Origin of the sequence: Gabonibacter massiliensis, assembly GCA_001487125.1 — a bacterium.
GTDB lineage: Bacteria > Bacteroidota > Bacteroidia > Bacteroidales > Marinifilaceae > Gabonibacter > Gabonibacter massiliensis.
Genome location: LN913012.1, coordinates 146,578 through 161,361, shown reverse-complemented (window position 1 = coordinate 161,361; position 14,784 = coordinate 146,578). Strand labels below are relative to the sequence as shown.

The 14,784-nt window shown below is 41.0% G+C and carries 10 protein-coding genes; 5 read left to right on the top strand and 5 right to left on the bottom strand.

Going from position 1 to position 14,784, the window contains the following annotated elements:
* Nucleotides 1–43: 43 nt before the first annotated feature.
* The gene (locus tag BN3283_RS14470; RefSeq protein WP_154665522.1) at nt 44–217 is read right to left on the bottom strand and encodes a carbohydrate-binding protein; all 174 of its coding nucleotides are present in this window, start codon (nt 215–217) and stop codon (nt 44–46) included.
* Nucleotides 218–876: 659 nt separating this feature from the next.
* On the opposite strand from BN3283_RS14470, the gene BN3283_RS02995 reads away from it, so the two are divergent.
* The gene (locus tag BN3283_RS02995; protein WP_059025596.1) at nt 877–1,386 is read left to right on the top strand and encodes a sigma-70 family RNA polymerase sigma factor; all 510 of its coding nucleotides are present in this window, start codon (nt 877–879) and stop codon (nt 1,384–1,386) included.
* Nucleotides 1,387–1,434: 48 nt separating this feature from the next.
* On the opposite strand, the gene BN3283_RS02990 is transcribed toward BN3283_RS02995, so the two are convergent.
* Together BN3283_RS02990 and BN3283_RS02985 are read right to left on the bottom strand one after the other, a co-directional pair.
* Nucleotides 1,435–2,295 carry a sigma-70 family RNA polymerase sigma factor gene (locus BN3283_RS02990; protein ID WP_041502623.1) on the bottom strand — a complete coding sequence of 287 codons (861 nt, stop codon included), beginning with the start codon at nt 2,293–2,295 and terminating at the stop codon, nt 1,435–1,437.
* Nucleotides 2,296–2,394: 99 nt separating this feature from the next.
* Nucleotides 2,395–3,864, bottom strand: coding sequence for a Do family serine endopeptidase (locus BN3283_RS02985; RefSeq protein ID WP_059025595.1), 1,470 nt, complete (start codon nt 3,862–3,864; stop codon nt 2,395–2,397).
* 271 nt (nt 3,865–4,135) lie between these two features.
* Here BN3283_RS02985 and BN3283_RS02980 point away from each other — a divergent pair, with 271 nt between their 5' ends.
* From BN3283_RS02980 to BN3283_RS02965, 4 genes are all read left to right on the top strand, one after another.
* Complete coding sequence (locus tag BN3283_RS02980; protein WP_059025594.1) at nt 4,136–6,658, top strand: FtsK/SpoIIIE family DNA translocase; 2,523 nt, start codon at nt 4,136–4,138, stop codon at nt 6,656–6,658.
* A 20-nt stretch (nt 6,659–6,678) separates the two neighbouring features.
* Nucleotides 6,679–7,575: a CPBP family intramembrane glutamic endopeptidase gene (locus BN3283_RS02975; protein WP_059025593.1), complete on the top strand. Its 897-nt coding sequence runs from the start codon at nt 6,679–6,681 to the stop codon at nt 7,573–7,575.
* 135 nt (nt 7,576–7,710) lie between these two features.
* The gene (locus BN3283_RS02970; RefSeq protein ID WP_059025592.1) at nt 7,711–8,925 is read left to right on the top strand and encodes a C1 family peptidase; all 1,215 of its coding nucleotides are present in this window, start codon (nt 7,711–7,713) and stop codon (nt 8,923–8,925) included.
* Nucleotides 8,926–9,046: 121 nt separating this feature from the next.
* Complete coding sequence (locus BN3283_RS02965; protein WP_041502618.1) at nt 9,047–10,243, top strand: FprA family A-type flavoprotein; 1,197 nt, start codon at nt 9,047–9,049, stop codon at nt 10,241–10,243.
* Between the two features lie 100 nt (nt 10,244–10,343).
* Here the strand turns inward: BN3283_RS02965 and BN3283_RS02960 are convergent, their stop codons facing one another.
* Together BN3283_RS02960 and BN3283_RS02955 are read right to left on the bottom strand one after the other, a co-directional pair.
* Entirely contained in the window at nt 10,344–11,666 is a 1,323-nt protein-coding gene (locus BN3283_RS02960; RefSeq protein ID WP_059025591.1) for a TolC family protein, read from the bottom strand.
* A gap of 23 nt (nt 11,667–11,689) precedes the next feature.
* Nucleotides 11,690–14,740, bottom strand: a complete 3,051-nt coding sequence (locus tag BN3283_RS02955) for an efflux RND transporter permease subunit (RefSeq protein WP_041502616.1) — start codon at nt 14,738–14,740, stop codon at nt 11,690–11,692.
* Nucleotides 14,741–14,784: the final 44 nt, after the last annotated feature.

Here is a 14,784-nt window from a genome sequence, read left to right as displayed (position 1 = left end):
AGTTTTTTATAAATTCAATTCACATCGAGATTCTCAGACAGATTTAATCCCTTCTCACCCGAACCCACTTTACCGCATCGGCCATGAGGCGTTGCCCTTCCGTTCCTTTATGTAAAAGAGCTACTCTGTTTTCTCCTTCCGGAAGTTCACATTCATCTAAAAACACCCACCCCGCTTCAGCATATAAGCGATACGCACTCTCCCCCCATCCCGACACCTCCTTGCAAAAGATATGGCAAAAAAATGATCAATAACACTGAAATTACGGCAAATACCCTAAATCCCCAGTTTCGCCTCAGCATAATACCCCCAAAACGGGCGACAGAACACACCTTTTGATTCATCGGTCAACAATTTGATAATGTATTATGCAACTAAGACACCACTAAAAGTATAAAAGGATTAGTACGACTATAAAAATTACAAACAATTAACATTTATACCGTCTATCCTTAGTAAGCAATACTTCAAAAGATTCCTTATACAAAGCCTATCAGGAAGACAAAAAAAAATGAAAAGAAACGATTCACCATCCAATTAAAAAAGACTCGTCATACAAAATCATGAAACAAAACATCTTCCTGCAATAAAAATAATTTTAATATTAAAAACAGATGACAACACAAATAATCTTATTTTCTTATAAAATACGCCATTAAAATCATTTTTGGATGAATGTATAATGGCTTTTCTCGAAAATTATTTCTATACTTGCATATTCGATATAAATTAACCTTCGTTTGTTGAAAGGGAAAAACGAGGGGGAATAATCGATAATGTGTATTCAGAATAAACTGATAATGAGAGATATGTAAAAAAGTTAATCATATCAGAGGGGATATTGTGTACTATCAACAAACGAAGGTTTAATGAGATATGGGAGAAGTTTTAAAACTTGAAGTTTTTATCCGCAAATACTATACAACACTCTGTGCATCAGCACTCCACTATGTCAACTCTCCTGATATCGCACAAGATATCGCACAAGAAGTGATCATTAAATTCTGGGAAAATAGAAAAGAACATCAAAACTTAAACTCGATTGAAAATTTTCTTTTTATCATGATCCGGAATGAATCACTAAATTATCTTCGAAGCTGTCAAAGGGAAGCAAAACGATACGATAAAATCATCAATGAAGAAAGCGAGGACCCGCATATTCTAAATATGCTGATCGAGGAAGAGACCAATCAGATTTTACTTCATGCTATCAACCAACTTCCCCGACAAATGGCAAGAATCATGCGTCTGGTATTATCCGGCTATGAAAATAAAGAGATTGCAGAACTTCTTGGGGCTTCCGTTAATACCATTAAAACACTTAAATACGCGGCTTTACGAAAGTTACGGGAATACTTTGAAAAACATCAATATAACATCAGATAGCGACTCTCCCGTAAAGAATAAAGCGCCTCTTCGAGGCGCTTTATTCTATTATCCTAAATATGTTTTTAACAATTTACTTCGCGACGAATGACGCAAACGTCTTATCGCTTTTTCTTTGATTTGACGAACCCGTTCGCGTGTTAAGCCAAATTTCTCACCGATCTCCTCCAAGGTCATCTCCTGACAATTGATCCCGAAGAAGAGGCGAATAATATCCCGTTCCCTTTCAGTCAAGGTAGACAAAGCACGCTCGACCTCCGTAGACAAAGATTCGTTGATTAAAGTCTTATCCGCTACTGGCGAATCATCGTTGATCAATACATCCAGCAGACTATTATCCTCACCTTCCACAAAAGGTGCATCTACCGAGATATGACGTCCGGATACTCTTAACGTATCCGCCACTTTCTCGGCCGGCAAATCTAACGTATCCGCCAACTCTTCAGGAGAAGGACGACGTTCGTGTTCTTGCTCGAAACGAGAAAAAGCTTTGTTGATCTTATTTAATGAACCGACTTGGTTCAAAGGCAATCGCACGATACGCGACTGTTCAGCTAAAGCTTGCAAAATAGATTGACGAATCCACCATACGGCATAAGAAATAAATTTAAATCCCCTGGTTTCGTCAAACTTTTCAGCAGCTTTAATCAACCCCAAATTCCCCTCGTTGATTAAGTCCGGTAAACTTAATCCTTGATTCTGGTATTGCTTCGCTACAGAAACAACAAAACGTAAATTTGCCCTCGTCAACTTCTCCAAAGCCCTTTGATCTCCTTTCCGAATTCGCTGAGCTAACTCGACCTCCTCCTCCACGGTAATCAAATCCTCCTTACCAATCTCCTGCAAATACTTATCGAGAGATGCACTCTCCCTGTTTGTTATAGATTTTGTTATCTTTAGCTGTCTCATAATTGTTTTTATATTCTCCCCGAAATATGTGGCAAAGGTAGAACATTTTATCCATATACCAATATGTTAAAATCGCCACCTTTGGTTTATTAACTTTTTTTAATCCTGTAACGACAATGCAAAATATTCGATCCGTCCCCTCGGAGAAATAGCGGTAATCAAAACCCCTTCATTCTCTGCTATCTTCAATGCCTTCACCAGATCGTCTTTATCATATATCCAATGGTTATTAATCTTTACAATAATATACCCTTTTTGCAAACCGATACCTTTAAAATGTCCGTTTTTCAATTCGGTAATTTTCACCCCTTTATTGATTCCATAACGATACCTCTCCTCTTTGGACAAGGGCTCAACCACCGCACCTAAAATGCCGTCATCCTTCATATCCACCAATGCCGTGTCTCCATACATATTTTGCAAAAGTACATCCATATTTCTTCTCTTTCCATTCCGTTCAACACTTACATTTACCGTTGTTCCCGGATGGTATTTCCCCAGTTGGCCATGGAATGCAGAAACAGTATTAACCTCTATACCATTGATCTCTTTAATAATATCCCCTTCCTTTATACCAGCCTTTGCTGCTGCTCCATTAGCAAGTACCTCTATGACATATATCCCTCCTACATCTTTTAGATTTAATTCTTTAGCTAATTCTGCCGTTACCTCGTTCATACGAATACCTAAAACGGCCCGTTGCACGGTTCCAAAATTTTTCAAGTCTCCGACTACCTTACGAGCAATATTCGCCGGAACCGCAAAAGCATAACCGGAATAAGATCCCGTAGGCGATTCTATAGCCGTATTGATTCCTATCAGCTCCCCTTTGGCATTTACCAAAGCCCCCCCACTATTACCGGGATTCACTGCCGCATCCGTTTGCAGAAAAGAACTTAAATTCATTTTTCTTCTATCCATGCCCAAATCACGCGCTTTCGCACTAATAATTCCGGCCGTCACGGTCGAAGTCAAATTATACGGATTTCCGACAGCCAACACCCATTCACCCAATTCGACATCATCTGAATTACCATATTCCAAATAGGATAATCCATGTTCTTCTATCTTCAATAAAGCAATATCCGTATTTGCATCTTTCCCGATAACTTTTGCCTTATACTCTTTCTTATTGTTCAAAACGACCGTAATATCATCACTCCCGTCGATCACATGATTATTAGTTACGATATATCCGTCCTCTGAAACTATAACCCCCGAGCCAAATCCCATACGTTGCGGAACTTCCCTCACCTGAGGTGCTCTACCGTAAAAAAATTCCAACAAAGGATTCCCCACTATCTCCCTTCCCATCTGTATCGTTTTGACATGGACTACGGCAGGAACTGTCTTTTTGGCAGCATCCCTTAAGTCCACATTTCCGGCAGGTACATCATTAATCGCACTACCGTTTACCATGGTTACCGGACGAGCCGCAGCCGGAGAAACGACCTCCAAGGGCTGAGCGGATTTTACCGGTTCCTTTTGTAAAGTACCTGTAACGAAGAATGCAATACATCCTCCTGCCATACCTAATCCGAGGTTTAGTAATGATTTTGTAATTGCCATATCCTTATCTTTTGATTTAACTCAACTTTTCATTTTACTTCTCACAATATTAACAATATCCCTGCCAATCGTTTATTAAGAATTTCTTAATTAATATAACTTAACCTATGATTTTGTAGTTTCACAAAACCATATACAATCCCCCCTATATCGGGACGTAATGTCAGTATATTATAAAAAAATCTTCCTTTAAAATTTTATCGGAAATTTATCCTTACTTTGTAACTCTCCCATATAAATTGTAACTTTGCCTGCTATAAATTTCAAGCACATGATAACAAGAATCAATCAGAAAAAGAGTACGAAATCAAGCAGTTGGCACAAACCACATATACTACAAGACCCAAGAACACGTGTAATTATGGGATTAATCCTGATTTTATTATCTGTATATCTTCTGCTTTCATTTGTCGGGTTCTTTTTCACAGGAGGAATTGACCAGAGTTTAGTCGACAAGAATTCGATGGAATTAATCACTAATTCCGAAATAGAAGCAGGCAATCCTGCTGGCAAAGTAGGTGCTATACTCTCTGATATTTTCATCAACCAATGGTTTGGAATATCCTCTTTTATATTCTGTTATCTATTCTTTATCGGAGGTCTGCAGGTAATGGGACGCTCTATTTATAGGTTCTCGAGAAAACTATTGATCGGGTTTATTCTTATCATCTGGTGTTCTCTGTTCTTCGGATATCTTTTTAATTTTATCCCAACAGGTTATGTTTTTCCCGGAGGGACACACGGCTATTTTATCAGCAATTGGTTAAACTCACTGGTCGGAAAAGTGGGAACTTTATTTTTACTGTTAATCTCTTTTTCCGTTATTCTCTTTTTCGGATTCGAAAACGCCTTTAATAAATGTGTCGCCATAGTAAAAAATTATTTTATACGCAGACGAGAGCGTAAGGAAAAACAAGCGCATCTACAAGCCGAAAGAGAAGAAAAAATTCGAGAAGAAGCCGAAACAGAGGCAATGAGGATAGAGGAGGAAGAAAGGGAGAAAGAATCTGTTCGCGGGGAAACATTTCCTCAGGAAGAAGAGGAAGAAAACAGTATATTCGAACATCAATTCGATACTCCTGATACCCCTACTTTTCAGGATTTAGACCAACCCGATTTTGAGATAAACATAAAAAAAGAGGATGAACCTTTTGAGAAAAGGATCGAAGCAGAATCCGACGAACAAACTATAACAGGAGATTCAGGTAAAGACATTGAGCTCACTATAATCGCAGATAAGCTGGAAGAGCAGTTAAACAGGAACTTACGACCCGACGAAGACTACGACCCCACATTGGATCTCTCTAATTATCGCTATCCCACGTTAGAGTTATTGGCAGAACATTCGTCAGGAAATCCCAAGGTAACGGCAGAAGAGTTAGAAGCAAATAAAAACACCATCGTCGAAACATTACGATATTATAAGATTGAAATCACCAAAATAAAAGCGACAATCGGTCCGACTGTTACTCTATATGAAATAGTCCCAGCCCCGGGAGTTAAGATAGCCCGGATTAAGAACCTGGAAGACGACATCGCATTAAGCTTGGCAGCCTTGGGTATCCGTATCATCGCCCCTATTCCGGGAGCCGGCACCATTGGCATTGAAGTACCGAACCAGAATCCGGAAATCGTCTCCATGCGAGGAATTATCGCCTCCAAAGCATTCCAGGAATCCAAATACGCCCTTCCGATTGCACTGGGCAGAACGATCTCCAATGAACCTTATACCTTTGATCTGGCCAAAATGCCTCATCTATTAGTAGCCGGAGCAACAGGACAAGGAAAATCCGTAGGTCTAAACGCGATCATTACCTCTCTATTATACAAAAAGCATCCGTCCCAGTTGAAATTCGTGATGGTTGACCCTAAGAAAGTAGAATTAAGTATCTATTCCATTATAGAAAAACATTTTTTAGCCAAATTACCGGAAGAAGAAGAGGCGATTATTACGGAGACAAGTAAAGTGGTCGCTACCTTGAATTCACTCTGTATCGAAATGGATAGCCGTTATGATTTATTGAAAATGGCGCAGGTGCGAAACATCAAAGAATACAACGAGAAATTCATCAAACGTCAGTTAAACCCGAACAACGGCCATAGGTATCTTCCATATATCGTAGTGGTTGTAGATGAGTTTGCGGATCTTATCATGACTGCCGGCAAAGAGGTTGAACAACCCATTGCCCGAATCGCACAACTTGCCCGTGCCGTTGGAATTCATATGATTATCGCCACTCAACGACCGTCCACCAACATCATCACCGGCGTCATCAAAGCCAATTTCCCGGCTCGGATCGCTTTCAAAGTCGCCTCCATGATCGACTCCCGTACCATATTAGATTCCCCGGGAGCCAACCAACTGATAGGAAGAGGCGATATGCTCATCTCTGCCGACGGAGATATGGTCCGCGTACAATGTGCATTTGTGGATACTCCCGAAGTCGATGCCGTTACCCATTTCATTGCGGACCAACAGGCCTACCCGTCTGCCTATATGTTGCCTGAATACCAATCGGATACAGAAAACGGATTTAGTTCAGAAACCGATCTCGGTATCAAAGATCCGCTATTCGAAGAGGCGGCGCGAATGGTCGTAAATACTCAACAAGGTTCAACTTCCTCCATTCAAAGACGTTTCTCGATAGGCTATAACCGGGCCGGAAGAATCATAGACCAGTTGGAAGCGGCAGGTATCGTGGGACCATACGAAGGAAGCAAGGCCAGACAAGTACTGATTGCCGACGAGTACAGCTTGGAACAATTACTCCGTTCTGTAGGAGAACGATTTTAGTAACCATTCAAACATCAGTTATGTTTTTAGAAAAAGCGACTAAAGGAGAAAACCAATGGTACAGATACGTCCTCACCCTGGCCATTACGTTTATAGCCATACAAATAGCCTCCATTCCCGTCCTGCTTTACAGCGCTTATATGAATACGGGTTCTATCCTGCAAAGCAGTAGCTTCCTTGTCCCTAACACGAACCCGGGCTTAGCCTTAGTATTATTTCCTTTCGCCGTGGGAGTAATCACCTTATTGATCTGTATAAGATTCATCCATCAAAAAAAGTCCGTAGATATTCTCACGGGCCGAAACCGTTTCGATATCCATCGCTTTCTGTTTGGAGCCGGGATTTGGGGGATCATAACACTTCTCTCCCTGCTTTCGCAATACCTCCTGAGTGACAAGTCTGAACTGCTTTTCCAGTTCGAACCGCTTCCTTTTATCATCATGTGTGTAATTGTCATCACCTTAATTCCTTTTCAAGTTGCTTTTGAAGAGTTTATATTCAGAGGATATCTCATGCAAGGTTTTGCCTTACTCTTCAAGTACAGGTGGATCGCCATTCTGATGACCGGCATTATTTTCGGTTTATTACATTCGAGCAATCCGGAAGTCGAACGCTTCGGCTACTTCAACGCCATGTCACAATATATCCTCATGGGACTTATTTTAGGTTATATTGCCGTAAAAGACGACGGTATCGAATTGGCACTTGGCCTTCATTTTGCCAACAACGCTCTCGCATCCATACTCGTAACGCATGATTCGGCAGCTCTACAAACACATGCTCTATTTAAAGATTTAAATCCGGCTTCCTCCTATTGGGATCCGATCATTATTTTAATAGGCGGTATACTCTTCATCTGGATTTGCGACAACAAGTATCGTTTTTTCCCGAAAATCAATATATGGAAAAAAATTTAAATGTTATTTTTTTCTTAAAAAACACTGAATTTAATTTTGATCTTCCGTTTTGAACAAGCAATTTTTTATCTTTGGCGACAGTCTGAACGGAAATAGAATTAATAACATATCATTATTCACACAAATCACATTAAAATGAAGAAGATCAGTTCGTTACTGTTTATTTGTATCTTTGGGCTCTCTCTATTTGCCAACGCCCAAGTAAAAGAAAAAGAAGAAGAGCAAAAACCGGAAGGTTATATTTTCACGGAAATTGTCAGATTACCGACACTCTCGGTGAAAGATCAAAGTCGTGCAGGAACCTGCTGGTCCTGGTCAGCAACTGCATTTTTCGAATCGGAAATGATGCGTATGGGCAAAGATTCGGTTAATCTTTCCGCCATGTATTCGGTAAGACATGCCTATAGCGATAAAGCAGACAAATACGTACGCCTTCATGGTTTTTTGAATTTCGGTGTAGGCGGTTCATTCGGAGATGTTGTGCATACGATTAAAAATTACGGTATTGTTCCTTTAGAAGTATACGAAGGTTTGGAGTACGGAGAATCCAATCATGCTTTCGGTGAAATCGACGCCGTTTTAAAAGCTTACGTGGAAGCGGTTATCACAAACCAAAATAAGAAACTAAGTACGGCTTGGAAAAAAGGATATGAAGGCATTTTAGACGCTTATTTAGGAGCCGAACCTGAAAAATTCCAATACAAAGGAAAAGAATACACCCCCAGGACATTCGCAGACGAAGTTGTAGGTCTAAATATGGACGACTACGTCAGTTTAACCTCTTTCACGCATCACCCTTTCTACACCTCGTTTGCAATTGAGGTTCCGGATAACTGGTTATGGGGAGAATCATACAACTTACCTCTCGATGAGTTCATGGAAGTAATGGACAAAGCCATCGATAAAGGTTATACTTTTGCCTGGGGCGCCGATGTTAGCGAAAAAGGATTTGCTACTGTAAATCCGGGTGTTGCCGTGGTTCCGACAACTGATACCAAAGAGATGAGCGGGGCTGAAATCGCCAAATGGGAGGCTATGCCGAAAAAACAACAAAATCCGGACGCTTTCAAAAGTGGTCCGGCTCCCGAGAAACAGATTACCCAGGAAATGAGACAACGCGAGTTCGATAACTACCAAACAACCGACGATCACGGCATGCAAATTATCGGAAAAGCTAAAGACCAAAACGGAACTCCCTATTTCATCGTGAAAAACTCATGGAATAAATATAACAAATTCGGAGGTTATTTCTATGTTTCTTATCCTTTCATGCAATTAAAAACGATGAATATCCTCATTCACAAGAATGCAATACCTAAAGAGATCAAAAAGAAATTAGGTCTTAAATAAATTTTCTCTATTTCCTGATAGAGAAACTAAATTAAAAAAAGGCTGTCCTTCCTCCGAGAAGACAGTCTTTTTTTTATAATTTTGCGAAGAATTGAAACGTTTAATTAAAAACTTAATCGATATGAATCAAGCAGTAGAAATAAAAAAGGACATTTATTGGGTAGGTGTTAACGACAGAAGAACTCATATATTTGAAAATTATTGGCCTCTTCCCAAAGGTGTAGCCTATAACTCTTATCTCATTATCGATGAAAAAGTAGCCCTGATCGATACCATTGAAAGAAGCAAAATGGAGGATTACGTGGAGAACATCGAACAACTGTTGAACGGACGTAAAGTCGATTATCTGATTGTAAATCACATGGAACCCGATCACACGGGAGCAATCAAAGCTTTACTATGTCATTATCCCGACGTAACAGTGATCGGCAACTCGAAAACTTTTCCCATGTTGAAAAATTTTTACGGTGTATACGATAACCTGCTGGAAGTAAAAGAAGGAGATTCGTTGGATCTGGGAAAACATAAATTGAATTTTTATATGGCTCCCATGCTTCACTGGCCGGAAACCATGGTCACCTTCGAATCCACGGAAGGCATTCTGTTCAGCGGTGATATTTTCGGTGCTTTCGGCACATTGGACGGAGGAGTTTTCGACGATGAAGTGGATCTGGATTATTTGGAAGAAGAGATCAGCCGTTACTATTCGAATATCGTGGGAAAATACGGACAACCGGCACAACAGGCACTAAAGAAATTAGGAGGACTTCCCATACGGATGATTTGTGCCACACATGGCCCCATCCGACGTTCCCATATCGCCGATATCGTCGCGAAATACGATAAATGGAGTAAATACGAAACAGACAAAGGAGTAGTCATCGCTTTTAGCTCCATGTATGGAAATACGGAAAAGATGGCCGATATGATAGCCCGCTTTTTGACTGAAAAAGGTATTAAAAAAATACGAATTCACGATACGTCCAAAACCCATCCTTCTTATATGATTAATGATATTTTCCGTTACAAAGGTGTGATCTTGGGTAGCTGCGCCTACAACGGAGGCATTTTCCCCACCATGGAGACCTTTTTAAACGAATTGGAACATATGGGTGTTAAAAATCATGTTGTAGCCTTTTTCGGAGGTAAAGCTTGGGCGGGAGGAGCCATGCCTCGTTTCAATCAATTTGCCGAAAAAATCAAATGGGAAGTGGTAGCACCTTCCGTTGAAGCTTGTGGTGCACCCAAAGAAGAAGATTTCGAACAATGTCGTCAAATCGCCTACGCGATGGCAGATAAATTGAATGAGATTTGCTAAAAATTGATTATATACATTCAAAAGACGGTTTGTGAATAAGTTTCGCAAACCGTCTTTTGTTTTTTACAGTAACTCTCCTGTCTTCTCTCAATCCACCATTTCAAATACCTCCACTAATCAATAATAGGGACAGTTCCGAAACTTTAGCTTGATAAAGAGCTAACAACATTCTATCCACCGCATCCAAATAACTTCGCTGAAATTCACGAAATTCAATACCGGAGAGGGATCCTAATTTATACTTCTCCAACGCGGCATCCAAATTTTTTTCGGCAACATCCGCACTCTCCCGTTCAAAGCCAACCATCAGCAAATTATTTTCATAGGTGTTATACAGTAACGCCAAATCACCTAATGTCTCTTTTTCTACCTCTTTATAGGATAACTCACTATTCTCTTGTTCCAAACGGGCATTTCTGATTTTTGTCCGATTTTGCATGCGACTGAATACCGGAATATTCACGGAAAATCCCCAATAAAACCCGTTTGTCCGGTTCAGTTTCGTATTGGAAGCCGGAGCATCCGTTTTGTTATAATTATATCCGGAACTAAAATCCAATGTCGGGAATAGAACGGCTCTTGCATTTTTCAAATCCAACGCGGATATTTTCTGTTCCTTTTTAGCGATTAACAAAGCCGTATTGCGCACCAACGTGTTTTTCTCCAAAGTCGCCATTTCCAATGGCAGGTCCAATAATATCGTATCCTGCACATAGGCCACTTTCTGTAAATCGACATTCATCAATTTATTTAAATTGATATAAGCACTTTTCACCATCTCTTTCTGTTGCACGAAAGCAGAACTATCCGAATTCAAATCGATTTTTGCTTGTTGAGACTCTAAACCAGCCATATTACCGATCTGATGGCGAACACGCGCTTCATCGTAACGTTCTTTTGACAGATTCAACGAATGCTTAGCCGCTTTTAATCGATGTTGCTGTACCAACACATCGTAATAAGCGGCACTTACCTCCACGATCAAATTCTCCACCGCCATTTTTACGGATAATTCCCCTCTGGACTCCAACTCTTTATAACGTTCATGAGTAGTAAACATTTCCAATCCATCGAACAAACGCCAGTTCAAGGCCACTCCGGCCGAATAATTATCGGTTTTCACGTCAGATAATTTACTGATCTCTCCCGCATTACTCTCCGTCTTCACATCGTTGCGCGTCTGATTCTGTCTGGCATCAATAGCCAAGCTGGGTAAAAAATAAGAATAATCCACACTATTCTTAGCCATGGAGGCCTCGTTGCGAATTATCTTTATAGCATAATTTGACTCCAACGCTTGATTAATACATTCCGGGAGAGTTATTCTCTGTTGGGCAAATCCGTTAAATTCAAAACCCAGAAAAAAAATAAGCATACCGAATGTTTTCCATAATGCGGATTGATATAACACCTCTCTTCTCATAGTTTTCTCTTTTTAAGTCCTTTTTACTCCTTTATCTCCTCTATAATTCTTACTCTTTGAGAAGAAAAATAGGTATAGATAGCGGGAATAACAAACAACGTCAGTAAAGTGGAACAAACCATCCCGCCGACGACAGCGATTCCCATAGCAACACGACTCTCCGATCCGGCTCCCGTTGCGATAGCCATTGGCAAAATACCCAAAACAGTAGACAGACTCGTCATCAGGATCGGACGCAGCCGGGAAACCGATGCCTCTCGAATAGCCTCTGACATAGACAATCCGGCAGCTTTCCGTTGATTGGCAAACTCCACGATCAAAATACCGTTCTTCGAAACCAATCCGACTAACATAATAATTCCGATCTGACTAAAAATATTCATGGTCTGTCCGAAATACCATAAGGAAACCATAGCTCCGATCAATGCCAAAGGAACGGTCAACATAATAATCAAGGGATCCCTGAAACTTTCAAACTGAGCGGATAAGACCAGATATATAAACAATAAGGCCAACAAAAAGGCGAACATTAAACTGGAAGAACTTTCCACAAAATCTTTTGAATTACCGGAAAGAGTCGTTTTAAAATCATCATTCAATACCTCGTCAGCAATCCGATCCATCTCCTTCAATCCTTGCGAAATAGTTACGCCTTTGGACAAACCCGCGGAAACCGTCGCGGAAACAAAACGATCGTAACGATATAGCTGAGGGGGCATAGAACTCTCCCGCATAGAGATCAAATTATCCATAGAAATCAAATTTCCTTCCTGATTCCGGACATAAATTCCTTTCAGATCGGAAGGTTTATTTCGGTCCTCCCGCTCCAGCTGGCTTAATATCTGGTATTGTTTTCCGTTCATAATATAGTACCCTACCCGTTGTTCACTCATCGTCAACTGCAATGTCTGAGCGATATTTTGCACGGTCACCCCCATGGCCGCAGCCTTATCCCTATCGATGTTAATAGTCAACTCCGGTTTAGTAAACTTCAAGTTTAAGTCTGATGCGGAAAACAGAGGGCTTTTATTTACCTCCTCCATGAATTTCGGCAAGATCGATTTCAGATCATCCAGATTCTTAGCCTGAATGACATACTCAATCGGAAGTCCTCCTCGGCGTCCTCCAAAAGTCTGTTGTTGGGAAACCAATGTACGGGCTCCAGTAAATTGACGCACGCTTACAGCCAATTCATCAGCGATTTCTTGTTGCGTCCGGGTTCGATCATCCGGACTCACTAACCATAAATTCAAACTGGAGCGATTGGTCTGTCCTCCCCCCACGAACTCTATCAACTTATCCTGCTCGGGTACAGTCTCTTCGATAAAAGCTGAAAGTTCTTGAGAATAACGATTCGTATATTCAAAAGTAGCCCCTTCCGGCGCCGTCGATGAAATACGAATATTGGAACGATCCTCCAAAGGAGCCATTTCCGATGGAATGGCCAACCATAAAAGATAAATAGCAATTCCGGAGATACCGATGATAATCAATGCCCAATAACGTACCTGAAGAAAACGCTCTAACCAACGGCGATACACACGATTCATCCCTTCAAAGAAGGGCTCCGTTTTTCGATAAAACCAATTTTTAGTCGCATCCTTCGTCAATAACTTCGTCGAAATCATCGGAGTAAAGGTCAAGGCGACAAAAGAAGAGACGATTACCGCACCTGCGATAACCACGCTAAATTCCCGGAACAATCTTCCGGTAGTTCCCTCCAAAAAGACAATAGGGAAAAATACGGCTACCAACACGACCGTTGTCGCTATAACAGCAAAGAAAATCTCGTTGGATCCTTTAAAACCGGCCTCTAAAGGTGTCATTCCCTGCTCTATTTTCGTAAAGATATTCTCCATCACAACAATCGCATCATCCACAACCAAACCAATGGCCAAAACCACGGCTAATAACGTCAATATATTAATGGAAAAACCGGCCATATACATAATGAAAAAAGCCGCAATCAGCGAAATGGGAATTGCCAATACCGGGATCAAGGTCGTTCTCCAGTTACGCAGGAACAGAAAAATAATCAACACGACCAAAACAAAAGCTTCAAGAATCGTATCCTCTACCTCATTAATGGAATCACGAATAAAAACAGTATTATCATAGGCTATTCCGGCTTCAATATCCTCAGGTAAATCCCGCTGCAAATCATCCATAACTTGGTATGCCCTATCCGCAATATCGATGTAATTCGCTCCCGGTTGAGGAATCAACGCACAGATAACCATCGGAACCCTGTTGCGCTTCAATATACTACGCACATTCTCGGCATCCACTTCGGCCACACCGATATCCCGGAAACGGACCAATTTATCCCCATCCCTGGAAATCACCAAATTATTAAAATCTTCGATAGACATCAACCGTCCTAACGTCCGGATGGTTAATTCCGTATTATCACCCTCCACCCGACCGGAGGGCAACTCTATATTTTCATTTTCAATAGCCGCTTTCACATCCATCGGAGTCAGTTTGCGGGCTGCCAACAAAGAAGGATTCATTCGCAAACGAACCGAATAACGTTTCTCTCCCCATATTTCCACACTACTTACCCCCGGAATGGTCTGCAAACGCTCTTTATAATAACGCTCGGCGTATCCGCTCAAATCAATCAAAGAGCGTTTATCGCTACGTAAAGAAACTCCGAATATAGGCTGTGCGTCAGCATCTGCCTTATAAACCGTCGGGGGATCTATATCTTGCGGTAAACGTCTTAAGGTTCCGGATACCTTATCCCGTACATCATTAGCAGCCGTTTCCAAATCTACCTCCAACTCAAACTCTATCGTAATCCGGCTCTGACCGTCACGACTCGTACTACTCAAAGAACGAATTCCCTGAATACCGTTGATAGCCGCTTCCAAAGGCTCCGTAATCTGCGTTTCGATAACATCGGCATTAGCACCCACGAAAGAAGTCGATACCGAAATAACCGGGGGATCGACACTGGGATAGTCACGTACACCTAAATAAGAAAGTCCGATTCCCCCCACAATTACTAAAATCAGATTCATCACCGTGGCAAATACCGGACGTTTTATACAGGTCGAAGAAAGACTCATTCCATTTTTATTTTTAGATTTTTAACCCTAATAATATCAAAATT

Coding starts and splice junctions, on each gene's coding strand:
- BN3283_RS02995 (WP_059025596.1), top strand. CDS start 877: ATGGGAGAAGTTTTAAAACTTGAAGTTTTTATCCGCAAATACTATACA.
- BN3283_RS02990 (WP_041502623.1), bottom strand. CDS start 2,295: ATGAGACAGCTAAAGATAACAAAATCTATAACAAACAGGGAGAGTGCA.
- BN3283_RS02985 (WP_059025595.1), bottom strand. CDS start 3,864: ATGGCAATTACAAAATCATTACTAAACCTCGGATTAGGTATGGCAGGA.
- BN3283_RS02980 (WP_059025594.1), top strand. CDS start 4,136: ATGATAACAAGAATCAATCAGAAAAAGAGTACGAAATCAAGCAGTTGG.
- BN3283_RS02975 (WP_059025593.1), top strand. CDS start 6,679: ATGTTTTTAGAAAAAGCGACTAAAGGAGAAAACCAATGGTACAGATAC.
- BN3283_RS02970 (WP_059025592.1), top strand. CDS start 7,711: ATGAAGAAGATCAGTTCGTTACTGTTTATTTGTATCTTTGGGCTCTCT.
- BN3283_RS02965 (WP_041502618.1), top strand. CDS start 9,047: ATGAATCAAGCAGTAGAAATAAAAAAGGACATTTATTGGGTAGGTGTT.
- BN3283_RS02960 (WP_059025591.1), bottom strand. CDS start 11,666: ATGAGAAGAGAGGTGTTATATCAATCCGCATTATGGAAAACATTCGGT.
- BN3283_RS02955 (WP_041502616.1), bottom strand. CDS start 14,740: ATGAGTCTTTCTTCGACCTGTATAAAACGTCCGGTATTTGCCACGGTG.